The 23774-nt window shown below is 57.4% G+C and carries 26 protein-coding genes and 3 pseudogenes; 13 read left to right on the top strand and 16 right to left on the bottom strand.

The features are described from left to right. From GXX82_14215 to GXX82_14195, 5 genes and pseudogenes are all read right to left on the bottom strand, one after another. Positions 1 to 275 (bottom strand): OmpA family protein (locus GXX82_14215; GenBank protein NLT24191.1); only part of this gene is annotated, 275 nt, incomplete at its 3' end. Positions 276 to 445: 170 nt separating this feature from the next. Then, positions 446 to 562, bottom strand: a pseudogene (locus GXX82_14210) (cell envelope biogenesis protein TolA). 157 nt (positions 563 to 719) lie between these two features. Beyond that, on the bottom strand, positions 720 to 1640 hold the full coding sequence (locus tag GXX82_14205; protein ID NLT24190.1) for a hexose kinase: 921 nt from the start codon (positions 1638 to 1640) through the stop codon (positions 720 to 722). Positions 1641 to 1761: 121 nt separating this feature from the next. Next, entirely contained in the window at positions 1762 to 3018 is a 1257-nt protein-coding gene (locus tag GXX82_14200; GenBank protein NLT24189.1) for a histidine--tRNA ligase, read from the bottom strand. 88 nt (positions 3019 to 3106) lie between these two features. Next, complete coding sequence (locus GXX82_14195) at positions 3107 to 4348, bottom strand: tetratricopeptide repeat protein (GenBank protein ID NLT24188.1); 1242 nt, start codon at positions 4346 to 4348, stop codon at positions 3107 to 3109. Positions 4349 to 4461: 113 nt separating this feature from the next. On the opposite strand from GXX82_14195, the gene GXX82_14190 reads away from it, so the two are divergent. Further along, a complete protein-coding gene (locus tag GXX82_14190) occupies positions 4462 to 5904 on the top strand; it encodes a DHA2 family efflux MFS transporter permease subunit (protein ID NLT24187.1) in 1443 nt (480 codons plus the stop codon). A gap of 134 nt (positions 5905 to 6038) precedes the next feature. On the opposite strand, the gene GXX82_14185 is transcribed toward GXX82_14190, so the two are convergent. From GXX82_14185 to GXX82_14170, 4 genes are all read right to left on the bottom strand, one after another. Further along, the gene (locus tag GXX82_14185) at positions 6039 to 6473 is read right to left on the bottom strand and encodes a 7-cyano-7-deazaguanine reductase (protein NLT24186.1); all 435 of its coding nucleotides are present in this window, start codon (positions 6471 to 6473) and stop codon (positions 6039 to 6041) included. Between the two features lie 26 nt (positions 6474 to 6499). Then, entirely contained in the window at positions 6500 to 7213 is a 714-nt protein-coding gene (locus GXX82_14180) for an FAD-dependent thymidylate synthase (protein ID NLT24185.1), read from the bottom strand. A gap of 40 nt (positions 7214 to 7253) precedes the next feature. Beyond that, positions 7254 to 7625: a hypothetical protein gene (locus GXX82_14175; protein ID NLT24184.1), complete on the bottom strand. Its 372-nt coding sequence runs from the start codon at positions 7623 to 7625 to the stop codon at positions 7254 to 7256. 180 nt (positions 7626 to 7805) lie between these two features. Next, positions 7806 to 8384: a class I SAM-dependent methyltransferase gene (locus GXX82_14170; protein ID NLT24183.1), complete on the bottom strand. Its 579-nt coding sequence runs from the start codon at positions 8382 to 8384 to the stop codon at positions 7806 to 7808. Positions 8385 to 8539: 155 nt separating this feature from the next. On the opposite strand from GXX82_14170, the gene GXX82_14165 reads away from it, so the two are divergent. From GXX82_14165 to GXX82_14155, 3 genes are read left to right on the top strand one after another with little or no spacing between them, the layout of a single operon-like run. Then, the gene (locus GXX82_14165; protein ID NLT24182.1) at positions 8540 to 9598 is read left to right on the top strand and encodes a (Fe-S)-binding protein; all 1059 of its coding nucleotides are present in this window, start codon (positions 8540 to 8542) and stop codon (positions 9596 to 9598) included. Then, on the top strand, positions 9595 to 10953 hold the full coding sequence (locus GXX82_14160) for an FAD-binding oxidoreductase (GenBank protein NLT24181.1): 1359 nt from the start codon (positions 9595 to 9597) through the stop codon (positions 10951 to 10953). Before GXX82_14165 ends, GXX82_14160 begins: the two co-directional genes overlap by 4 nt. Beyond that, a complete protein-coding gene (locus tag GXX82_14155) occupies positions 10953 to 12134 on the top strand; it encodes a (Fe-S)-binding protein (GenBank protein ID NLT24180.1) in 1182 nt (393 codons plus the stop codon). Before GXX82_14160 ends, GXX82_14155 begins: the two co-directional genes overlap by 1 nt. A gap of 7 nt (positions 12135 to 12141) precedes the next feature. Here the strand turns inward: GXX82_14155 and GXX82_14150 are convergent, their stop codons facing one another. The 6 genes and pseudogenes from GXX82_14150 to GXX82_14125 form a co-directional block, all read right to left on the bottom strand. Next, the gene (locus GXX82_14150) at positions 12142 to 12852 is read right to left on the bottom strand and encodes an MBL fold metallo-hydrolase (protein NLT24179.1); all 711 of its coding nucleotides are present in this window, start codon (positions 12850 to 12852) and stop codon (positions 12142 to 12144) included. Positions 12853 to 12860: 8 nt separating this feature from the next. Then, on the bottom strand, positions 12861 to 13646 hold the full coding sequence (locus GXX82_14145; protein ID NLT24178.1) for a radical SAM protein: 786 nt from the start codon (positions 13644 to 13646) through the stop codon (positions 12861 to 12863). Beyond that, the gene (locus tag GXX82_14140; GenBank protein ID NLT24177.1) at positions 13633 to 14634 is read right to left on the bottom strand and encodes an XdhC family protein; all 1002 of its coding nucleotides are present in this window, start codon (positions 14632 to 14634) and stop codon (positions 13633 to 13635) included. Before GXX82_14140 ends, GXX82_14145 begins: the two co-directional genes overlap by 14 nt. A 224-nt stretch (positions 14635 to 14858) precedes the next feature. Further along, positions 14859 to 14954: pseudogene (locus GXX82_14135) on the bottom strand (dinitrogenase iron-molybdenum cofactor). Positions 14955 to 14966: 12 nt separating this feature from the next. Next, positions 14967 to 15308 (bottom strand): annotated as a pseudogene (locus GXX82_14130) (dinitrogenase iron-molybdenum cofactor biosynthesis protein). Between the two features lie 89 nt (positions 15309 to 15397). Beyond that, positions 15398 to 15805, bottom strand: coding sequence for a DUF5320 domain-containing protein (locus tag GXX82_14125; GenBank protein ID NLT24176.1), 408 nt, complete (start codon positions 15803 to 15805; stop codon positions 15398 to 15400). A gap of 21 nt (positions 15806 to 15826) precedes the next feature. Here GXX82_14125 and GXX82_14120 point away from each other — a divergent pair, with 21 nt between their 5' ends. The 4 genes from GXX82_14120 (at position 15827) to GXX82_14105 (ending at position 19255) form a co-directional block, all read left to right on the top strand. Beyond that, positions 15827 to 16363, top strand: a complete 537-nt coding sequence (locus GXX82_14120) for a hypothetical protein (protein NLT24175.1) — start codon at positions 15827 to 15829, stop codon at positions 16361 to 16363. A gap of 70 nt (positions 16364 to 16433) precedes the next feature. After that, positions 16434 to 17786 carry a sigma 54-interacting transcriptional regulator gene (locus GXX82_14115; GenBank protein ID NLT24174.1) on the top strand — a complete coding sequence of 451 codons (1353 nt, stop codon included), beginning with the start codon at positions 16434 to 16436 and terminating at the stop codon, positions 17784 to 17786. A 152-nt stretch (positions 17787 to 17938) separates the two neighbouring features. Further along, a complete protein-coding gene (locus GXX82_14110; protein NLT24173.1) occupies positions 17939 to 18793 on the top strand; it encodes a DUF89 family protein in 855 nt (284 codons plus the stop codon). Positions 18794 to 18832: 39 nt separating this feature from the next. Further along, positions 18833 to 19255, top strand: coding sequence for an iron-sulfur cluster assembly scaffold protein (locus tag GXX82_14105; GenBank protein ID NLT24172.1), 423 nt, complete (start codon positions 18833 to 18835; stop codon positions 19253 to 19255). Between the two features lie 40 nt (positions 19256 to 19295). Here GXX82_14105 and GXX82_14100 read toward each other — a convergent pair whose 3' ends face one another. Beyond that, positions 19296 to 20075, bottom strand: a complete 780-nt coding sequence (locus tag GXX82_14100; protein NLT24171.1) for an enoyl-CoA hydratase/isomerase family protein — start codon at positions 20073 to 20075, stop codon at positions 19296 to 19298. Positions 20076 to 20349: 274 nt separating this feature from the next. Between GXX82_14100 and GXX82_14095 the strand changes: the two genes are divergently transcribed. The 5 genes from GXX82_14095 to GXX82_14075 all read left to right on the top strand — a co-directional run bounded on the left by GXX82_14095 (position 20350) and on the right by GXX82_14075 (position 23530). Then, positions 20350 to 21444 carry a YedE-related selenium metabolism membrane protein gene (locus GXX82_14095; protein ID NLT24170.1) on the top strand — a complete coding sequence of 365 codons (1095 nt, stop codon included), beginning with the start codon at positions 20350 to 20352 and terminating at the stop codon, positions 21442 to 21444. Between the two features lie 19 nt (positions 21445 to 21463). Continuing rightward, positions 21464 to 21682: a preprotein translocase subunit TatB gene (locus GXX82_14090; protein ID NLT24169.1), complete on the top strand. Its 219-nt coding sequence runs from the start codon at positions 21464 to 21466 to the stop codon at positions 21680 to 21682. 139 nt (positions 21683 to 21821) lie between these two features. Beyond that, the gene (locus GXX82_14085) at positions 21822 to 22301 is read left to right on the top strand and encodes a PaaI family thioesterase (GenBank protein NLT24168.1); all 480 of its coding nucleotides are present in this window, start codon (positions 21822 to 21824) and stop codon (positions 22299 to 22301) included. Between the two features lie 30 nt (positions 22302 to 22331). Further along, positions 22332 to 22622, top strand: coding sequence for a hypothetical protein (locus GXX82_14080; GenBank protein ID NLT24167.1), 291 nt, complete (start codon positions 22332 to 22334; stop codon positions 22620 to 22622). A 143-nt stretch (positions 22623 to 22765) separates the two neighbouring features. Further along, on the top strand, positions 22766 to 23530 hold the full coding sequence (locus GXX82_14075; protein ID NLT24166.1) for a DUF134 domain-containing protein: 765 nt from the start codon (positions 22766 to 22768) through the stop codon (positions 23528 to 23530). Positions 23531 to 23774 lie beyond the last annotated feature (244 nt).

Raw genomic sequence — 23774 nt, 5'->3', positions numbered from 1 at the left:
TCTGCCCTCTTCTGTCCGAGGACAAGGTTGTACTCCACGGTGCCTCTTTCGTCGCAATGGCCTTCGATCCTGACCTTCTTGCCGGCATTCGCTTTAGCCTGGAACCATTTCATGTTCTCTTTCAGTATCGCGCCATCGGCATCCCTGATGGCATACTTGTCGAAATCGAAGTTGATGTCCTTCAGCGGGGAAACCGCTACGGGAACTTCAGCCTTCTGTTCCGGCGGTGCAACCTTTGCCGGTTCCGCTTTCGGAGGCGGGGTCTCGCCTTTCATGTGCTGCCAGAAACATCCGCATCCACCTAATGAAATGCTGACGAGTGCAACCAGTAAAATAACAGACAATGACCTTATTTTCATGTTCCACCCCTTCCTTTAAAAAATTAGAGGGTATACCCTTTACACCGGATATACCCTCGCATACAACATTACTTTTTCTCCGGTGCTGGCTTTTCTGCTGCCGGTTTCGCTTCCGCGGGCTTCTCCGGTGCGGGTGCCGGTTTCTCCTCTGCGGGAGGCGGAGGCGTCGGTTTTGCCTCTTCCTTCGGTGGTGCCGGTTTCGGAGGCTCTGCGGACGGACCGCATCCGATCAGTGAAAAACCTGCAAAAAAAGCGATAGCTATCATCAACGCGACGAGCTTCTTCATCTATTTTCACCTCCTTTCTTGTTGATATTCGACTATTAAGAATACATATATACCAACCATCCTAATATGTAAATTAAAATTTTTCAATAATTACTTCTTTTTTGATGGAATCAACATCCGTTTTTCTGCACAGACCCCCGGAAGCGGCAAGGACCGTCGCCGTACCGCACGCCACGCCGACCCTTAAAGCCTCTCTAAAGCTGCCCGAGTCGCTCATCACCGAGACCAGGCCTCCCATGAATGAATCACCTGCCCCCAGTGAATTTCGCACCTTCACCTTCGGCGGCGTGACATGATAATCGCCTTCTTGTGAGAACCCGAGGGCACCCCGCGCCCCCATTGACACAACTATATACTCGACACTATCCCGGAAAGGCTTAACAGCTTCAGCGATCTCCTTTGTCTCTTTGGCCTTCGTGGCCGCCAGTCTGTTCAACTCGAAGATATTGGGCTTGATCAGGAAGGGGCCGGCATCGACCCCCAGGCTGAGGGCCGTCTGATCGGAATCGAGGAAGGTGCTGATCCCTTTCCCCTTGAGAATGGCAATAAGCTCCGCGAAGATGCCATCACGGAGACCGGCCGTCGTGCCGCTCAAAACCACGCAGCTGCCGTCGGGGATCCCTTTCACCTTGTCGAGAAAAGAGGCGGTATCATCTTCCCCGATCACCGGGCTTGACGTAGACAGCAATGTGCGGATCTTTTTCTTCCGCTGGTAGATCGTTATGCTGGAACGCGTTTCCTGACCGATCCGGACAAAATCCGTGACAATACCTTCCTTGGCAAGCAGGTCCGCAAGTTCGAGACCCGTATACCCGCCTGCAAAACCGAGCGCAATACTGCGGCCTCCGAGCTCCCTGATGACCCGTGATACGTCGATCCCCCTGCCGCCGGGTCTCCTGTTCTCATCGGTAATGCAATTGACGTCGTCGTACACGAGTTCTTCCACCCCGACGACCCTTTCGAGAAGAGGATCCAATGTGACGGTGTATATCATTGATCATTGAGATTGTATTAGATAAAGAAAAAAATGGCCAGAAAATTCTTCTTATCTGTCCCGGGTCGTGTTTTCAGGGGTTGGGACGTGCGGCATGTGACCGGTGACCCGGCACCTGACGCTACACGAGCACCCCAAGTTCCTCCACGACCGCTCTCGGGTCGAGAGGGAGCTCCCGCTGGCTCTTGTCCGCCATGTTCCTCAGCGTGATGATACCTCTGTCGATCTCGTCATCGCCGAGGATAAGGACGAAATCGCACTTCAGGTTGTCGGCATAGCGCATCTGGGCCTTGAGGGATTTCGCGTCGTAGGCGTATTTCAGGGGTAACCCCGCAGCGACGAAGGCCTTCACAAAGGGCACGAGGTGGCCCCTCGCCTGATCGCCGACACAGGCGAAGAAACACAGCTTCCCGCTCTTTTCGGCCGAGGACGGAACGAGCATGGACAAGCGCTCGACACCGATCGCGAACCCGATGCCGGCCGTGGCCGGACCACCCATCTCTTCAACGAGATTGTCGTATCTGCCGCCGGCGATAAAAGCCTTCTGCGCGCCGAGGTCCTCCGACGTGACCTCAAAGACCGTCTTCGTGTAATAGTCGAGGCCTCTCACCAGACGCTTGTTGATCTCGACATCGATACCGAAGTCTCCCAGGTACCCCTCGAAAGACCCGAAGTGCTCCCTGCATTCTCCGCACAGCGAATCAAAAAGGAGGGGGGAATCGCCGGTGACCCTGATGCATTGCTCGTTCTTGCAGTCGAAGATCCTCAAGGGGTTCCTTTCGAGCCTCCTCAGGCAATCCTCGCAAAGCTGGTCCTTTCTCGTCTCAAAATAATCGATGAGCACCCGGCGGAAGGATTCCCGGCAGGTCTTGCATCCAACACTGTTGACCTCTATCCGGTAACGCCCGATGCCCAGTTCATCGAGGATCATGCGGATCATGAAGACCAGTTCGGCATCGACGAGGGCTTCCTTCACTCCGAAGACCTCCACGTCGATCTGGTGGAATTCCCGGTAGCGCCCTTTCTGGGGCCTCTCGTGGCGAAACATGGGGCCGATGGAGCTGACCTTCGTCATCCTTTCCGTCGCGTAAAGGCCTTCCTGCAGATAGGAACGCACCATGCCCGCGGTGGCCTCCGGTCGCATGGTCAGCGAATCGCCCCCCACATCGGTGAAGGTGAACATCTCCTTTTCAACGATATCCGTGGTATCTCCGATGCTCCGGACAAAGAGTTCCGTCTTCTCGAGAACGGGCAGCTCGATCTCCCGAAAACCGAGAAGTCCGCTGTATTTCCGAAACACGCTTTCTATGCGCCTGAACTTGTCGAGCTCTTCCCCGAAGATGTCGCGAAATCCCCTGAGAGTCCTTATCTTTTCCATCGATGCTCCCGTGCGTTCGTTGCCTTGATCAATCATTTAGGTATCACAAAACAAAGAAGAATTGAAAGTGATTTTTGCCCCGGGGCCCTTACGAGAGAAGGCGGGCTATCCTTTGGCCGGCCGAAGCGACAAGCCCGTTTATCAGGCTGTCACGCCGGTCTTTCAGAAGACGGTAACGGCCCATCGCCTCATCGCGCGGACCATCGTTGCCGGCGAGGTCCTCCCTCACCGCGATCTGCAGTTCCTGCGCCACGGCATCCGCTGATGCCACGGCCTCGTCGCTGCCATAGACATCACGGGCCAGGATGATGAGGGCGTCGACGGCGATACCGTTGAGTTCCGCCATCGATCTTGCGCCCATCGCCTCCCTGTCGATGAGTCCCAGGGACCTCAATACCACGAAGACAAAACCGGTCATGCAAAGAAAGGACGCGCAGGGATCGAGACTCGCTTCATCGCCGACGTCATAGAGCGAACACCGGCCGCCGGAAAGGAAGACACAGGGTCTGGCGTCCTCTCCTGTCCACATGAGGGTCCGATAGTCTTTGTCTTTCGGCATGTCCCCTGCAAGGTCTCGACCCAGCCGGGATGTTCCCTGCCGCGGAAATGTGACGGATGGGACACCGCCGAGCTTCATGACGTCCTCGGGCGAGAACAGGCTTTCCGCGTGCTCCGCTTCGGCCACGGGGAAAACGTCCAGAAGGTCTTCTTCCCGCAAACCATTTTCCTGGAAATGCCTGCGCAGACCCTGAAGCTTCCAGGGGCCTATCGTCACCCCGTGCACGAGAAGCCTGCCGGTGAAATGACAGCAATATGCCGGGCAGGACGCGACGGGACAGGATGGCTTGCGAAAGATATCGGCTCCCCCTTCCTCCTCGAGGAGACGCAGCAGTTCTGCGGACCTGATCCGGGTGGTATCCGGAGCGGGGCCGGCCGGAGGGGAGAACGATCCTTCCACGACGCGCGCGGCCCACCTGATCTCATCGACACGCTCGTAGTTCCTGTCGAGGGAAACGGCCCTCCCCAGGTCGTCGCGGGCAAGGTCCGGCCTGCCGAGCGCCTCAAGGAATATCGCCCTTTCATGATAGTAGTCGGCGACTGCCGGAGCCAGCTTGATGGCCCTCGACATCGCCCCGACGGCGCCCGCGACGTCGCCGGCCGCGTAAAGGGTCCGGGCCAGCCCGTACCAGGCATAGGGTATCTCGCGGATATCAATGGCCCTCTGGAAGAACACGACGGCCTCTTCCAGATCGCCCTCTTCCGTGAGGGCAGCCCCCATGGAGTGATAGTACTTTTCTTTCAACGCCTCGGCGTCTTCACGATGCGGCACCGTCCTTATCCTCCCCGCACATGTTACCACGCCCGGGACCATACTTCCACACATCGCCGCCCGGGAACAAATGTATTGAAAAACGGCGGCAATTCATTCAGAATGGTTGTCGTATGCCTTCCCCATCCGAACGGCACGCCGCATTCCGCTGGATCGTCATTACCGTGGCCTTCGGCGCCTTCATGTCAAAGCTGGACAGCTACATCGTCAACATTTCCCTGCCCACGATAGCGGCACGCTTCAACGTGACCACGGCGGAGGTCTCCCGGGTCGTCCTTGTCTACCTTCTCGTTTCGACGAGCACACTTCTGCTCTTCGGCAAGCTGGGAGACCGGTTCGGTCTCAGGAAGGTCTTCTTCCTTGGCTATCTCCTCTTCACCATCGGGTCGCTCCTTTGCGGTGTGGCCCTGTCACTCGAAATGCTCATACTCTCGAGGTTCGTCCAGGGAATCGGCTGCGCCATGCTCACCGCCATCGCCTTCGCCGTCATACCCAGGTTCCTGCCTCACGAGGTCACCGGATGGGCATTCGGCATCGCGGCCACGGGAGCGGCTCTCGGTATAGCCGTCGGAGCGCCGGCGGGCGGCATCATCACCGGCTTTCTCTCCTGGCGATGGGTCTTCCTGGTCAACGTACCCTTTGGCATATTCGCCATGTACGCCGTCAACAGGTATATTCCCGATGAGGACAGGTCTCGTTCCCGGAACCTCAGGAAGGCAGGGTTTGACATACTGGGCGCCGGCTTAAGCTTTGCCGGTCTCGCTCTTCTCGTCTACGGGCTCAACACGGGCCGGGAGTTCGGCTGGACCTCTCCCAGGATCATGGGGTGCTTCGCCCTCGCCCTCGGTCTGCTCGCCGCTTTTCTCATCCGGGAGATCAAATGCGATGAACCGCTCCTGGACCTCAAGCTCTTCAGGAAGTTCCGCTTCAGCGCCGCCGTTGCCTCCACCCTCTTCGCCTATATGCTTCTGGCGGGCAATTCCTTCCTTCTCCCTTTCTATCTTGAACTGGGCAAAGGACTCCCGACGGTCACCGTCGGCCTCGTCCTCATGATCTACTCGGTGATCTACATGGCCGTCGGCCCCTGGGCGGGCCGGATATCCGACAGGGTCTCTCCGAGCGTCCTCTGCGGATTCGCCATGCTTTCCGCCGGCCTTTGCTCTTTTGTCTTCGCTTTCACGCTCGCTGCCCCGGGACTTCTCGCGGTGGTCGTATTTCTCATGTGGATAGCGCTTTCCTTCGGCTTCTTCATCTCGCCGAACAACAACCAGGTGATGAGCCTCGCACCGGCCGAGAGGCAGGGCAGCGCTTCGGGTGTCTTCAACACGATCAACAGCCTCGGGCTGGCGCTGGGCGTATGCTTCTTCGAGATGATCATGTCCCGGCCCTCCGCGCTGCAGCCGCGGTCCTTAACGGGATACAGGGACGCCTACATCTTTGGCGGGATCGTCTGCATCGTGGCGTTCTTCTTCTCGCTGCTCGTGAATCACAGAGGCAAGAGAACAATGACCAATGACCAAATTCCAATGACCAAAGAAACGAACAATACCCAATAACCAAACTGACACAGACAGTTCGTTCCGCCCTGACCCTTGTTCAGTTGGTTGTTGGTGAATTGGTTATTGTCTTTTTCATTGGTCATTGGTATTTGGTCATTGGTCAATTATCCTCTTCATTGGTCATTTTCCTTTCACATGGATACTCCCCAGCCGTCCTCTATGCCGACCCAGTCGCGGTACTTCTCCTCGCCGCCCCGTGCTCCCCAGTCCGAATCGATGGTCAGCTTGGAGCTGATGCCGCCCCGTGGATGACATATCATGACGATGCGGACCCGGTCGGGCTCGTAGGTCTCCATGATGTGGTCGTACATTATGTTGATGAGCCGTTCATAAGAGACGATTATATCCCTGAGCTGGAAGACATACTGCTTGAGAGATTTCAGTTCTATAACCTTCTTCTTCGGGTAGAAAGTCAGATACACGACCGCAAAATCCGGCTGTTCGCCCACACCCAGGAAGGTGAACTCGGGGATCTTTATCTTGATCTCGTATGCCTCCTTCGTGGGGTTGGGTATGGATTTCAGGATCGACCTGTCGACATCCTTGTATGTCTTCACGTTGCCCATTTTTCACCTCTCGATCTTGGACCCTTCTAAATGGTACGGAAAAACTCGCGCACCTCTTCCGCGGCACCGCACGAATACGCCCCCTCAGGACATGGACCCGAAAGACAGGGCGGGCCTGCCTCGCGGAATATCGCCGGCGCCGTTCTCCTTGCCAGCTTCAGCATCTCAATGGCCATCGCCCGTATCTCCCACTGGGCCCGCCGGCAACATCTCTGCGTGAAGAAATGGAGAAGCTCCCTGGCGTTCATGGTCATGATGATCTTCGTCTCGGCCGCGTTGGGAAGGACAAACCGGGCATCCTCGTATGCCGCCTCGCCCTCGATCCCCCGCGCCTTCATCGCCTGGACCAATTCATTGTAGAATTCCTGTATGCCATCCATGAAGAACTCGAAGCGTTCTTTGAGAACGGGGTCCGATCCGATCGACGGCGGGACGATGTAGCCGAACCCGTCTTCCATGCCGACGTACCGCTGTGACTGCTGGCTGTACGAGGCAAGCCGGTGCCGCACGAGCTGGTGGGAACAGGCGCGCGAGATGCCTTCGATGGCAAAGGTGAACGAAGCGTGTTCGATGGGGCTGAGGTGCCCCATGTCGACAAGCTTTTCAATGAAAGGGTGCTGGTTGCCTGCCTCGACCCTTTCCATGACGGCGTCCACACCGGACGCGCTGTAGCACAGCTTCGCCGCCGCCGCCACGGTCTGTTCGGGGTCGGGCGTGTGTGCCAGCAGAACGACTTTCAGTTTCGATTCCAAATCCTGTCTCCTCTCTCTCGCTGTCGATTCAGACCTCTATTCCCTGCCGGCGAAGTTCCTCGGTCTTTTTCTTGGAACACTCCTCGCAGCGGAACTCCGGTCTCACGTCCCGGCTCTTGTCGTATCCCGCGGCCTTCACTATACGATAACCCCTCGCCTCCTTGCCGCAATCGACACAGACAACGGCGTCCCTGACCTCCCACTGGACCGAGAGCAACTCCGATGTGAAAATGAACTTGTCGACCCAGAAGAATATAAGACCGCCTATGAGATTCGCGATCGTCGTCGCCATTATCTTCCCCGTACCGGAAAGCATGTAGAGAACAACGGCGAGAATGGGCGTCGACAGTTGCCATCTCACAAGATAGAGTCCGTAACGCTTCAGGTTCACCTTCGCCATAACCCCTCCTTCCATCAGTGAGTGCTACGAATTAATGTTTGATAACACTCTACTTCTTCCCTCTGTGCTGTGTCAACCGAAATGAATACAACGTTAACAGACCCCGGGAGCAACGACGGATCCCCCGCCGGACCATCAGCGTGGCCCTTCCCGCATTGTTCGCCGAGGACCCATGGCCCATCACGCGCGACCTGCATGTGCTATTATCGCATATCTCCAGTCATACCGGGACACAACACACTCAAAACCAACCTCCGCGAGCCTCTCCGCAAGCTCGCCGGGCCTAAGGAAATGCGCCGGTTCCCTGAATATCTTTTCGCCGCCCGTTATCATGGCACCGATGAGGCTTGACGGGTCGATCTCGAAAACCACCAGCACGCCGCCCTTCCTCAGGACGCGCCTCAATTCGCCCACAGCCCGCCGGGGATCGCTGAAATGATGCATGCTGTCACCCGCAAACACCGCGTCGAAGGCCCTTTCCGGAAAAGGCAGGTCCTCCGCCCTTCCCAGGACCCTCCGCGCAAAGTCCGGCGCAAACCTCAACATGCCCGCCGCCGGATCGATCATGGTAAAAAGAAGATCATTTCGTACCTTGCGGGCAAACTGCGACAGTATCCCTGTTCCCGAGCCCACATCGAGCACGGACCCCGCCCGGGGAACCTCCTGAAGGGATGACGCGAAGACCGTCCTGAAGGCGCGGGGATAAACGAGGGATGAAAAGGCCTTGAAGACAGGGCCAAGCCGATCGAAGGGGATCATTGAGCATAGTATATATCACATTTTTCGCCGAAACGTTGCCGGCAAAGGGCCCGGGAAGGGGGTGTTTAAAAAGGACCGTGTTTTGTGATAGAAAGAAGTTCACACGAAAAGCACCATCCCGTAAGACCAGCAGCGAGATCTGGGGAGGAACGACAATGTATGCTCTGCAATTCGATGAGACCAAATGCCTTCACTGCGAAGGCCAGGACTGCCTGGCGAAGTGTCAATACATACACATCGAGAGGAACGGGACAGAAAGAGAAATGGTCAGGATCGCCCGGGGAGAGGATTCCTTCGTCCTCCACGAGTGCGTGACCTGCTACGCCTGCGAGGAATACTGTCCCATGGGTAACCACCCGTTCTATCTGATCGTTGAGAGACAGGAGGCCCTCCGCATATCTCCCGTCCCCCGGCCGCTCGTGACAAGGGCCGTGAACCTCGGCATTCCTTTCCGGGGGGAACCGGCCGTGAAAGAGATAAACGGGCCGCTCCTCAACATGGCGGCCTTTTCCGAACTGACGCATCTTATACAGGGGAGGCTGTTCGAGGGTCTTCCCGTAATATCAACGGACGGCCGGAAGATGTTCCACTATTTCTGCCAGCTCATGTACCTCCATTACGCCCGAAGTTCCGTCATCAAGGAAAGGCTCCCCGGTATCATAGCCACCATAGAGCGTCACAAGCCGACGGAGGTCATCTGCTTTCACGATGAGTGTTACGGAACATACGCCTCCTACTGTCCGGCTGTGGGGATAGACGTGCCCTTCACCCCTGTCCATTTCTATGAGTACCTCTACGACCGCCTGACGGAATTGAAGGACCTGATAAGGCCCGTCGGCTTCAAGGTGGCCTACCAGCGCCCCTGTTCGTCACGGCTCTCACCGGACAAGCACCGCTTCGTCGGCAAGATCTTCCGCCTCATTGGAGCTAAAGAGGTGACAAGAGAGTTCGTCGACGAGAACGCCCTCTGCTGCGGCGGTACGATACAGGGACAAAGCAGGGAAGGCAGCCGCAGGCGCGCGGCGCAGATCCAGAAGAAGAATGTCGAGGACATGAAGAAGGCGGGGGCCGAGGTTTGCGTCTTCAACTGCCCCGCCTGTCTCCAAACGCTCGGGGGCATGGTGGCCCGCGAGGGCATACGGCCCGTTCACATGAGCGATCTCTGCCGGTTCGCGATCGGCGAGACACCCGCCGGCTGGGAGGTGGCCCGATGACAGCGATCTACCAGGCACTCGTTGACATCGTTGATGCGGATCACGTCTCCGACAGGCCCGAGGAACTCTATATCTATTCCTTCGACCTGGGAACGGCGGAGCCTCACCGGCCTGATTATGTCGTGGCGCCGAGGACCACGGAACAGGTCCGGGAGATAGTGCGTCTTGCCAACAGGGAAAAGGTCCCCGTGGTCCCCCTCGGCGGAGGGCTGTCGCTCGCCGGTCTCGCCGTTCCCCTCAGGGGCGGGATCCTCGTCGACCTCAAGCGCATGGACAGCATAATCGAGGTGAACGAGAAAGGCCGTTACGCCCTTCTTGAATGCGGCGTCTCACAGGGGCAGCTCACCTCCTACCTGGCAACGCACCATCCGGGCCTCACGCATTCGGAACCGGGGGCCCCGCCGACGGCGACCATTGCCGGGAACGTGCTCATTCACGGGCAGGGAGATCTCGCTCAGCCCTACGGTTTCAACTCCGATCAGGTCAACGGCCTTGAGGTCGTGCTGCCGACAGGGGATGTCTGCCGTTTCGGTTCCTGCGCCATAGGCGCTTCATGGTTCACCAATCATCCCCTTCCCGACGTGGGGCTCTTCTTCGGGTGGTGCGGAACGACGGGTATCGTCACCAGGTTGTCCATCCGCCTCTACCCGGCGAGGCGCATCCGGGGTATCGGCCAGTTTGTCGTGGAAGACGAGGAACTCGTGCCTGAGATCATCGGCAAGATCACGAGAACGCAAATGGCGGAGGACGTCATAGCATACAGCCGTGCCATCCCGCCCTTTGGCCTCGGCCTTCAGCACTTCACGGTGAATATCGCCGCGGACACCGAGAAGGAGCTCGAGTTCAAGCAGGAGATCATCTGGGATGATACCCTGGGAGAATACATCAGCCGGGGACAGGGAGGCTACCTGGGATTCACCCGCGGGCTCGATCATCCCCAAATATCGAAAAGCTCCGACTACAAGAAGGGCGGCGGCTTCGAATATGTGGGAAGTATCATGCCCATCGAAAGATACCCGGAATGCTATCGCAGGGGACGGGAGATATCGGAGAGGCATGATATCCCCTACACCGTGACGGGACGGATCGTCGGGGTCGGGCACTCGATGATGTTCGCATGGACCTACGCCTTCAACAGGGCGGACCCCGGCTCGATGCGTGAGGCCCGGGAGGCCCTCCACGAGACCGATGACCTCGTCATCGAGCTCGGAGGTGTCATATGGAAACCGGGAACCTACGGACAGCAGCTTATCATCGAGCGTCTCGACCCGGGCACGCGGGCGCTCATGAGGCGCATCAAAGAGGTCCTCGACCCGGAAGGTATCATGAACCCGGGGAATTGGGAGGGAGTATAGTGTCCATCGATACCTACGAATTCAACGATCTCATCCATCGCTGCTTCAGATGCGGGTACTGCAAATTCCCCACGAACTGGATGGACGTCAACAACTGCCCTCCCTACGCGCGCTTCCGCATGGAGCCTTACTCATGCGGCGGGAGGCTCTGGCTGACGCGGGCATGGCTGAACGAAACGCTCGACTGGTCGGAACACCTCGCCGAGATCCTCTATTCCTGCACCACCTGCAGGAACTGCGAGGTCAAATGTCCTTTGAGCTTCAACGTGAACATCGTCAACATGGTGGTGGCGGCAAGGGGCGAGATGATAGAACGGGGAAAGGTCCCGCAGTCAGTGAGAAAGTTCCTCGAGAACATCGACCTTCACGGCAACCCTTACGGCAACGCGCGCAGCAGACGCGACTCGTGGATGGAAGGGACGGACATAGACAGGTACGAAGGCCAGGAATACCTGTACTACGTGGGATGCACGGGTTCCTACGACACGCGGGCGCAGAGGGCCGCCCGGGCGCTCGGGACCCTGCTCGGCAGGGCCGGCGTGTCCTTCGGGGTGCTGGGCAGCGAGGAAAACTGTGACGGCAACGAGGTGCACAAGCTGGGCGAGGCGGGCCTTTTCGAAATGCTGGCAGAGAACAATGTTGAGCGCTTTTCGTCCCTCGGCGCGAAAAAGATCGTCACCCTTTCACCCCACGGCTACAACGCTGTGAAAAACCTCTACCCACGGTATGGAGGGGACTTCCAGGTATTCCACTACACCCGTTTGCTCCTTGAGCTGATACAGGAAGGAAGGCTCCCTGTCTCGGCCGGATTCGACGCGCGGGTCACATACCATGACCCGTGCTTCCTGAGCCGATGGAACGACGAGTATGAGACCCCGAGGAGGCTTCTCGCCGCCGTTCCCTCCCTTCGATTGGTCGAGATGGAGAAGAACAGGGACGCCGCCCTGTGTTGCGGGGGAGGGGCCGGTAATTTCGAGATAGACCTTCTCGGCGGCAGCGATGCGAGCCCGGCGAGACAGAGGGTCAGACATGCCGCCGAAACGGGTGCGACCGTCCTTGCGGTGGCATGCCCGAAATGCCTCGTCATGCTGGAAGACGCCGTCAAGGCGGAGGAACTCGAGGGGACGCTGGCCGTAAAGGACATCGCGGAGATACTGGCGGAGGCCGCCGGCGCGCACTGACAGCGCCTCAGACCTCGAGGTTCGTACCCACGACCGCCTCAACGAAATCGGACCCGTACGCTTCTCTGAACAACTGGATCGCTTCCATTCCGGTGCAGTGGGTGGGGGCCACCCTGGCCACATCCATCTCCCGGAATCTCTTTATCATCAACCTGACAACGGAAGGCGGGAGGTCGAGGGTGTGAAAACCGCCCAGGACCAGGTAGATCGGTTCGGGTATTTTTTCACGCACCGACGCCAGGATATCGACAATCCCGTTGTGCGCGCAGCCCGTGATGACAGTGGCACCCTTTTCGGATCTCAGAACGAGGGCCTGCTCGGGGATCATGCCGTACCGGGTGATCCCTATGGTCTCCCCCGTCGTGAAAACATTCCTGTCTATCTCCATGAATGGTTCCACGAAAGTGATATCCGCGCCGAAGGATGTGATCTTGTCCTTGAATTCGATGCTTACACCGGGACAGATGTACGCGGGCATACCGGGGTTGTGCGCCAAAAGACGCCACAACCCGCCTACGTGGTCCCAGTGTTCGTGGGACACGACTATCTTCGTGATCTCTTCCGGTTTCACACCCATCGACCGCATATTGTGGAACAGCATGTCTTCGTTCTCTCCGGCATCGAAGAGGATATGTCCGTCGATGAGATAGGAAACACCCCAGCCCGCGAAGTAGCCCTTATCTCGCTTCCTGTTGTCAAAAAGTATCCTTATGTTCATCTACGAAATCAGATCTCCTTTCCCCTTCTTAACAGGGTATCGGCACCACTCAAGGGAACCACCTCTTTCTTCCCGGCAGAATAGACATTCACAGACCGCAATCCCTGCTTGTTGAAAAACATCTTTATGTGCCCCATGTCCTCCGGGGGCAGCGGCTTTTCCATGCAGGGTCTCAACGGGGTATTGAGCTGAACCTCGTCGGGCCCGATGACTTCCACAATATCCGAGATCTCCCGCGCGGTGTCCCTGTTGGCTGCCACGAACATTATCTGGAGAGCGAATCTCCCCGAGAACTCTTTTCTGAAATCGGCAAGCGCTTCGACAACATCCCGAAAGCGCACGCCCTCTGCCGGCCTGTTGACCGCCTCAAAGACCTCGTCGGTGGCAGCGTCCAGCTTGGCTATCACGAAGTCAGCGCGAAGAAGGTCTTTGCGCACATCTTTCCTGGTCATGAGAGACGAGTTTGTTATAACCGATATCTTTTCCTTCCTGATCCTCCTCAGGGACCGGATGGCCTCGCCAAGGTTCAACGCGAGCGTGGGCTCACCCCTGCCCGAAAAGGTCAGGTAATCAATGGCCACCTCCGGCAATGACCCGATCTCTCTTACCATGTCCTCGGTGCTGACAAACAGGCCTCTCGTCGTCCTCTTGACGTTGTTCCTGCCAAGTTGACAATAGGTGCAATCGAAGGAGCAGATCTTTTCAGGACGCGAGAGAAGATCGATCCCCAGAGAGCTTCCAAGCCTCCAGGATGGTACGGGACCATAGATATATTGATAATCAGTGTTTGGCATTTTTCACCTTTATCATTTCGGCCACGATGCTTACGGCCACCTCCTGCGGCGTTTCCGCGTCGATGTCAAGACCGATAGGGGCGTGGACACTGCCGGTGGTCTTCCGCTCAAGGCCCTTTTTGTGAAGGCTCTCCATGATGATACCGATCTTTCGCGTGCTCCCCATCATTCCGACGTATTTCGTGTTCCTCCTCAACACCTCTTCCAGGACGAGAGCGTCCTGTTCCTGGCTCCTCGTCAATATGGCCACGTACTCGTTCCCCGTAAAGTCGAGAGAGGAAAAGACGTCCCGGAACTGACCCGTAACGATGGCGTCGGCCTCGCTGAACCTGTCGATATTGGCGAATTCCTTCCTGTCGTCGATAACGGTCACGGAAAAACCGGCTGCCTTCGCGATCCTTGAGAGATGCTGGGATACATGCCCGGCGCCAAAGATGTAAAGAGGCACGGTGATCGTGACAGGTTCGGCGAACGTTTCTTCCGACAATTCCGATCGGCTGAGGTTCATGAGGTCCATGCAACGGTCTAAGGCTTGCCGATCCACATGATCGCCGATCACGGTTCCATCTCCCCGGATCAACGATTTTGCGAACCCGCGGGGACCGAACCGTGTAAGCACCATAGCGCGCTCCCTGTCCTCAATGCATCTTCCAACTGCCTCATAAACAGCGCGACGCTCTTCCCTGACAGGCTCGAGAAGAATGTCAACGCTGCCTCCGCAGAGCATGGCTCTGTCTTCAACCCGCGTTGCGTCCATGTTGACACGGAGCATCACGGTGAGACCTTCCCCCATTATCTCCGTTGCCTTCGCGTACGCCTCCGATTCCAGTTGCCCTCCGCCGACGGTCCCGAACACTCTTCCCTCATCGGTCACGAGCATCTTTGAGCCTACGTCACGGGGGGCAGACCCCGCTCTTCTCACCACCGTCGCGAGCACACCATGGGAACCCTGCCGCAGAAGGCTCAGTATAGTATTGAAGATATCCATTGCTCCCTTTCCACGGGGGTCAAGCGGCAACAGCAAACCTCAAACCCCGGTATCTCCAGCGCTCCCCCCCTCCTTCAGCTCTTTCCTTTGCCGCCCTTTTGCCTTTCGAGATCACTGATGCGTTTGCCGATCCGGTCCATCTCCCGCTTCAGCGTCTCCAGTTCTTCGTCAGCCGTCTCCGGGATGTTCTGCGGACCCGCGCTCTGTCCAGCGACCGGACGGTTTCCGCCCATGCCCATGCCGCGTCCCATGCCGCCGCCCATGCCCATGCCGCGTCCCATGCCGCCGCCTGACCCGGCCGCGAAACCCTGGCCCATGCCGTAATGGTCAGCCACATTGGGGCCTGCCGCGGTCGTGAAACTTCCTTCCCGGGACTGACCGATCACATCCCGGACATTTCCCGCGCAACCCGTGACAACATCCACTCCCGCTGCCGCGAGCACCTGGTAAGCGTTGGGACCGCAGGCACCCGTGAAAACCCGGGCCACTCCCCTGTCGACGATCATCCGGGCCGATTGGATCCCGGCCCCGCCGCCAAGGGCCGCGTTCTGGTTCTCTATGGCCTCGAAACTGAGATCGTCGGTGTTGATGATGAGAAAATATCTGCATCTTCCAAATCGCTGATCGATCCTCGCGTCAAGAGAAGGACCTTCCGACGTAACCGCAATAAACATAATAAACCTCCTGGCTTACCTCCTGAAGAAGTAAAGCGGGGAGGCGGTGGTGGTCTCCCGCACCGCCGTCTCCTGCCCGCTTGGCGCCTTCAGGTTCCCTGTTTGCCGCTTTGTTTATCCTCCAGTTCCTTGAGTTGCATGCGGACACCTTCGAGGGCATCTTCCAGATATTCCGCCTGGGCCTTCAAAGCGTCCATTTCCTGCTGCCGACTGATCGGCGGCACGGGAGGAGGGGCGTAATAGGTCCTGCCGTAAGCAACGGGGCCACCCCACGTCGGCACATAGCCGGCCGCTCTCTGCCAACCTGTCAGACCTGTCGCGTGATACCAGTTCCTGTAACCGCGCCCACCGCCTCCACGGCCCCTGCCCCAGGCCCCATATCCTCTGCCTGTGCCAAACGTCGCGTATCCCGGGGCTCCGAAGCCCGCGCAAAAACCAGCCGCACGCCCCGTCATGGGACCGAATCCACGAGGTCCTGTTCCATCTCCACCTGGCATGTTCGTTACCTCCTTTCGTTGATGCCGGTCACCAGCTCACCGCCTTTTGCGGCCTCTCCCGCGACGGTGCTGAAACCGATAGCCCTGGCCTTTCCCGAAACATCCGGGCATGAAGAAACGGCTGTCAGCCAATCTGCCTTCCGCGAACGCATCGATAACCGAATCGATATTGCCGCATATAAAGGCGAGAACCTGAACCCTTGCATTGATCAGAGCGGTTTCAAAAACATGGGAGACGGCACCGCAGATCAACACTTCGGCACCTGTGCCCGCCACCTCTCTGGCCCTTCCGAATGGGTCCCTGTATCTCAGGGACCTGGCCTCTCTCCTCAATTCGGCACCATCTATCATCTCGACAACACACAGCCTGTCCGATACGTCAAAAACGGGAGACACATTTCCTTGCCAATCTGCTATCGCTATGACCATGATAACAAGATTTGCAACATCCATACCAGCACCGGTACAGGGGCTCTAAATCCAATATTGACGGTTTATAACGGCATATCCGGAACTGGCTTTATTGACAATAATAATGCATTATGCAACAATTACTAGTGTTGATAATGGCAATAAGCATGATTATACTTAGTCGCGAGGGAACTGGTGAAGGAGGAACGCGGCAGCTATGAATGCAACGAATGAGCGTGACGTCGTACTTGATTCGATAAACGAGGGCGTTTTTACCGTGAACCTTGACTGGCGGATCACCTCCTTCAATCAAGCAGCCGAGAGGATCACGGGCGTACCGAGAGAGGAAAGCATCGGGCGTCTTTGCTCGGAAGTGTTTCATGCCAACGTCTGCGAGAATGATTGCGCGCTGAGAAAGACCTTTGAAACGGGACGACCCGTCGTGAACGCCACCGCGCATATCGTCAACAACAAGGGTTTCACGGTTCCCATACGCATCTCCACGGCGATCCTGAGGGACAAAGATGGAAACGTCATCGGCGGCGTCGAGACCTTTCAGGACTTGAGCCAGGTGGAAGAGCTGCGCAAAGAGCTGCAAAGCCGCCACACTTTTGAGGACATCGTCGGAAGAAGCCCGGTGATGATGCGTCTCTTTGATATGCTTCCGCTCATCGCCGAGAGCAGCAGTACCGTATTGATCGAAGGACCGAGCGGTACAGGAAAAGAGCTTTTTGCCCGGGCCCTGCACAATCTCTCCCCCAGGAAGAAAAGGCGTTTCGTGGCCGTCAACTGCGCCGCCCTGCCCGACACTCTCCTCGAGAGCGAGTTCTTCGGGCACAAGGCCGGCGCCTTCACCGACGCGCGGAAGGACAAACCGGGACGTTTCGCCCTGGCCCAGGGAGGCACCATATTCCTTGACGAGATCGGAGACATATCGCCGGCCTTGCAGGTGCGCCTCCTGCGGGTGCTCCAGGAACGCGTGATCGAACCCCTCGGCTCCACGGAGCCGGTTAAGGTCGATGTCCGCGTGATAGCCGCCACGAACAAGGACCTGGCAAGCCTCGTCAGGGAAGGCACGTTCAGGGAGGACCTCTATTACCGGATCCGTGTTGTCCATCTTACTCTCCCGGCCCTGAAGGACCGCAGAGAGGACATCCCTCTTCTCGTGGACCATATCATAGCCAGGTACAACCGTCTCCAGGGGAAGAACATCGCCGGGATCTCCTTCGAGGCATCGACACGGCTCATGGGGTATGATTTTCCCGGGAACATCCGCGAACTGGAAAACATCATCGAGCAGGCCTTCGTCCTGTGCGGTGGGGATATCATAGAACTTCACCACCTCCCGCCCGAGCTCAGGCCCAGCCTCCCCTCCCCGGCCGAGGGCAATAGCGTTACGAACCTCAAAGCCATGGAGAGACATCTCATCGCGGAGACCCTGCGGCGCTACGCGGGAAACAGGAAACGGGCGGCGCGCGACCTCGGCATCGATGTGAGCACGCTGTACCGAAAGATCAGGGACCTCAACATCGAAACGCCCGGGAGCGATGGCCGGGGGCAAAGAGCATAGTATTGCATGTTGCATGGATGTTCTGCCTTTTCTTGCTTACCGTGATCGCGAGCGTGATGTCGTCATCGATGAAAATACGTTTCCCTTCGGGAGGATACGCTTCACGTATCTACCGGACCATGCATGGCACATGAATTGCTTAGTTTTGGGATATGAAAACCTCTATCGATTGCATTCCCTGTTTTGTGAGACAGACGCTCGAAGCCGCGCGCTTTGTTTCCGATTACCCTTCCGTCCATGAGGGCGTGCTTCGAGAGATACTCCGGTGCCTGGCCGGCCTCGATCTCGACAGACCGCCTCCCTTCGTCGGACAGATGATACACCGCAAGCTCAGGGAATTGACGGGAAACCCCGATCCTTACAGGGATGCCAAGAACAGGCACAACCGTCTCGCGCTCCAGTTGTTACCCGAACTCAAAGAGATAGTGCGCACGAGCGAGGACCCTCTCAAGACCGCGGCTCTTCTTTCGATCACGGGGAATGTGATCGATCTCGGGGCTCACGGCGATCTTACGGAAGACGAGGTGCGTTCGAGCATAGCACGGACCTTCTCCGAGCCTTTCCACATCGATATCGAACACCTCCGTAGAGAGATGGAGAAGGCATCGAGCATCCTCTTCCTCGCCGATAATGCCGGCGAGATCGTCTTTGACCGCCTTCTCATCGAACAGATGCCCATCGAGCGTGTCATTGTTGCCGTTCGCGGTGGCCCGGTCATCAACGATGCCGTTATGTGCGACGCTGAGGCTGCGGGACTTCAAGACCTGGTGAAATTGGTCAGCAACGGCTCCGACGCGCCGGGAACAATACTCGATGACTGCAGCCTTGAATTCCAGAGCTGTTACAGGAACGCCGACCTGGTGATCGCGAAAGGCCAGGGCAATTACGAGACCCTGAGCAACGACGAAAAGAACATCTTCTTCCTTTTCAGGATCAAGTGCCAGACAGTGGCCTCACACACGGGTTTCAAGCAAGGAACGAACGTATTGACCCGCGCGTCACGATAAGAGAGGAGAGCGCGGCTTACGGTAAAAAGGGTGATAGACATGACCGATAAACTCGATAGTTTTGTGAAAGAGCTGCAGGATAAGATATACGATGACGCGTTGAAGGATTACGGCCGGAAGGCCTTTGACCGCTGGCTCGACCCGAAATACATGTACGCCATGGACAACGCGGATACCCGGGGCCGTGTTACCGGTTCATGCGGCGATACGATGGAGATCTTCCTGCGATTCGAGGGAGGAAGGGTCCGGGAAGCCTCGTTCATAACCGACGGCTGCGGGCCCAGCATGATCTGCGGATCTCTCGCGGCTGAGCTTGCCACGGGCAAAAACCCCGACGAGATCAGGGAGATATCGGCCGAGACCATTCTGGATACCATCGGCGGCCTCCCTGAAGAGGATATGCATTGCGCGTCGCTCGCGGCCAACACCCTCCAGGTGGCTCTTCACAATTACGACAAATAGGAGGAAACCCGTCCTCGAGACATCCTCGGGACGATCTTCATCAGCGCCGTTTCCACCGGGGCTCCCTCTTTTCGAAGAAGGCATTGATGCCTTCGGTGACATCCTCCGTCGTGCACAGACGGGCGAGAGTGGAGGTCATGTGCTCGAAGGCCTTGTGATACTCCATGTCGGCGCCCGTGTAAAAAGCCCTTTTCGCGGTCTCGACCGCCAGGGGGCTCTTTGAAGCCAGCCGGGCCGCCCATTCCATCGTCCTCTCATCAAGCTCCTCCGTGGGAACAACGCGGTTCACAAGCCCTATCCGCAAGGCTTCCTGAGCGTCTACCAGATCCCCGTAAAGCAAGAGCTCCAGGGCGCGCTTTCTCCCCACACAGCGGCTGACGGGGACAGCAGGTCCGACGCAATTGAGGCCCACGTTGATCGCCGTCAGGCCGAAACGGGCGTTCTCCGACACGATCGCGAGGTCCGCGGCCGCCACGAGCCCCGCCCCGATCGCCGCGGCGATCCCCCGCACCTGAGCGATCACGGGCTTCCTGATGTCATGCATGGTCACCATCGGGGTACCCATAAGGCCTATCCATTCGTTGTACTCCATCGCGGTCTTTCCCGGGAATTCGCTAACGTCGATACCGACACAGAACGCCTTCCCGGCACCTGTCAGCACGATAACTCGGACGTTCTCATCCCTGTCAGCTGCACGAAGCGCCTCGTTGAGTTCCTTCGCCATGGGAGTGTTAAAGATGTTCATGTTCTCCGGCCTGTTCAGAGTGATCCGGCAGATATGGTCGTCGCCGGTCTCCACAAGAATATATCCGTTCTTCATGTCATGCTCCTTTCGGTCTCATTTGGTATTCCCACCCCAAAACGCGATCAGGGTCGCTGTGTATGAGTCCGATACTCCTATATCAAATTGCGTTGGCTCTTGTCAAAACAGAGGCGATACGGAGTGACCTGAACGGATTGCCGCGGCAACCCCAAGGCGATAGAGGTGTTGAATCACGCTGAAAGCAGTTATTCATAATATTAATTTGACACATCTGTAATTGTTATGTTGTGTTACATGGGAAGATTAAAATAAGGATACAGGGGAAAAGCCTATGTCAAAGTTCGTACAGATATTTGCGACACGATGGGGAATCATTGCGGTGGGAGCTTTTATAGGGATCTTCGCGCAACTTCTGCAAAAGTGGGGAAACCCGGCGAATATGGGCATTTGTGTGGCCTGCTTCGAGAGGGACATGGCGGGCGCCCTGGGGCTTCACCGTGCGGCCATCGTCCAGTACATGCGTCCCGAGATCATCGGATTTGTCCTGGGTTCGCTGATAGCCGCTTACATCTTCAAGGAATTCCGGGCGCGCGCCGGGTCCGCTCCGATCGTCCGGTTCATTCTCGGTGCCTTCGCCATGATCGGAGCGCTCGTTTTTCTGGGTTGCCCGTGGAGGGCGGCGCTGCGCCTGGCCGGGGGTGACTGGAACGCGATCTTCGGACTCCTAGGACTTATCGGCGGCATATGGGTGGGGACCCTCTTCCTCAAGGGCGGGTATAACCTTGGACGCTCACAAACCACACACACCTCTGTCGGATGGCTGCTGCCCCTGACGATGCTTGGCTTTCTCGTTCTCATGCTGGTCTTTCCCCAGATACCGGGACAGGACAAGAACGGGGTTTTGTTCTACAGCCTGAAAGGACCCGGCTCCATGCATGCCGCTCTTATCGTATCACTGGTGATAGGTCTCATCATCGGGTTTCTGGCGCAAAGGAGCAGGTTCTGCACCATGGGGGCCATACGCGACCTGGTTCTCTTCAGGCAGACCCACCTTCTTTCGGGGTTTGTCTCACTCGTGGTGTTCGCTTTCCTGACCAACCTGGTCCTCGGACAGTTTCACCCCGGCTTCGCCAACCAGCCCGTGGCCCACACGATGGGCCTGTGGAACTTCGGCGGGATGGTGCTCGCGGGATTGGCCTTCTGCCTTGCCGGAGGCTGTCCGGGACGGCAGCTCTTCCTCTCGGGCGAGGGTGACGGTGATGCCGCCGTTTTCGTGATGGGGATGATCGTCGGTGCCGGCATAGCGCACAATTTCGGTCTCGCCAGTTCCCCCGCGGGTGTCGGGCCTTACGGGGTCCCGGCTGTCATTATCGGTCTCCTGGTGTGCCTATTCATCGGGTTCACGATGAGAGAAAAGGTCGCCTGAATCATAAGGAGGGATTAGAATGAGTTCAATAGTCGACGCAAAAGGGCTTTCATGCCCGCAGCCTGTCATTTTGACCCTGAACGAGATCAAGAAGGTCGGCAAGGGCGAGATAACCGTCCTCGTGGATACGGTGACGTCGAGGGAAAACGTCTCCCGGGCGGCGATCGCCCAGGGATGGACCTTGAAGAACGTTGAGCCTGAAGGTGAAGGATTCCGCATCAGCATCACGAAAGGCTGACCCATGACGCAGCCGTTCTGATGCTCTCCTGCAGATTGTCAGGATACACGGAAAATTATCATGCTTTTCTGTCCCCAAAATGATACATATAGTTTCATATTCCTCTGGATGAAGTACCTGCGAAAGGACAGATGGCACAATGGAAGAAAAGGCATTTCAGGATTATTACGCGGAGGATGTCAGTCATTGTTACGGCTGTGGCCGCCTCAATGAAGAAGGCCTTCATATCAAGAGCTACTGGGACGGGGAGACGTCGGTAGCCCGTTTCACACCGAAGGCCTGCCACATGGCGGCACCTGGTTTCGTGTACGGCGGCGTGATAGCGTCGCTCGTCGATTGCCATGGCACAGGCACCGCGGCGGCGGCGGTCTATCGCCTGGAAGGAAGGGCCATGGACACGGAGCCCACTCTCCGCTTCGTCACGGCCTCCCTGAAGGTGGATTACCTCCTGCCCACACCGCTCGGACCTGAGCTGGTGGCGCGCGGCACGGTCAAGAGCGCGGGCAAGCGTAAGGTCGTCGTGTCCATCGATGTCCTGGCTGAAGGAAAGGTCTGCGCCCGCGGCGAGGTCGTGGCCGTCAAAATGCCCGGGACCATGAAAAGAGCAAGAGGAGATTGAGGATCTCTGCCACACAGGCAGGCAAACCTTATGGACGATAACAAGGACCTTTCCTCGACGTTGCGTTCTCTTCGAAAAACGGTCCGCGAGTTCCTCTACGGCATGACCGTCCATGAACTGGACGTGGAGATACGCAAGGACAGGGGTCACCTGAACAACCTCTTCATGCTCATCGTCTTCGGTGACCTCGTGGGATTGCCCATCCTCCCGCCTTTCTATGCCATGAGGCTTCTGCCCCACATCATCCCCCACCTGGACAGGTGGAAAAAAGGTATCTGCCGGGAGCGAGACATCACAGAGATCTTCATCGGCGACCTCTAACACTTTGCCATTTTTGTCTTTCTTCTCTTTCCTGAAACTTGAAACGTGGAACTTGAGACTTTTCTTTTCTACCCCTTGACAAACTGTCCGTTCTGAATATATATTCATTACGTGACACATAGAATAAATGCTGCGGGGTGCAAATGCCACGTCCGACGTGCAAAAGACGAATAGGATTCCAGCCGAAATCGGTGTTCTTCAAGCCCGCGGGTATCCCTATGGGCGTCGTCGAGGAGATCGTGATCGGTCACGACGAGGTCGAGGCCATGCGGCTCAAGAACCTCCTGGGGTACCCCCAGGAAGAAGCCGCAAACCAGATGGGCGTTTCGCAGCCGACCTTCCATCGTTTGATCAACGCCGCCCATCAAAAAATTACCGACGCTATCATAAACGGCAAGGCCCTCAGGATAGATGGCGGCAATGTGACGATCTGCGAAGAGACGGCCAGCCCATGCCACTGGAGAAAACACTGGGGAAGAGGATGCTCTTCGGCCGAAGCCGTGGCGTCCCAGGTCTCTCTGGCACAACAACAAGAAGGAGGTATTCCCATGAGGATAGCCATAACGAGCATAGACGGAACGCTTGACGGAATGGTAGATGAACGTTTCGGCAGGGCAAAGAAGATCGTCGTCGTGGACGACGGAACAAACGGTCAGGAGACCGTCGACAACGTGACCAACATGAACGCCGCCCAGGGCGCCGGCATTCAGACAGCGCAGAATGTCATTCAGGCGGGAGCGAAGACGGTTATAAGCGGCCATCTCGGACCGAATGCCTTTCGTGTGCTTTCGACCGCAGGCGTCGACGTATACACGGCGTCAGGGATGACAGTTCGTGACGCGCTCCAAGCCTACAGGAACGGGAAGCTGCCAAAGCTTACCGGAGCGGACGTCGAGGGACACTGGTAAAAGGCAGGGAGGTGCATGTTATGCCAGGAAAAGATGGAACAGGTCCGACCGGAAAAGGGCCAATGACCGGAAAAGGCGGTTTGGGTCAGGGCGCAAGCCGCGGTGGTGGTCGGTCAGGCATGGGAAGAGGCCGGATGGGAGGCCAGGGCCTCGGCACCGGCGGAGAATGCCAGTGCCCGAATTGTGGTACGAGATCGCCCCATTCACGCGGGGTGCCCTGTTACGAACAGGTCTGCCCTCAGTG

The sequence above is a fragment of the Syntrophorhabdus sp. genome (genome assembly GCA_012719415.1).
Lineage (GTDB): Bacteria > Desulfobacterota > Syntrophorhabdia > Syntrophorhabdales > Syntrophorhabdaceae > Delta-02.
The sequence above is the reverse complement of the archived record's forward strand: the minus strand, read 5'-3'. Positions and strand labels throughout refer to the sequence as shown.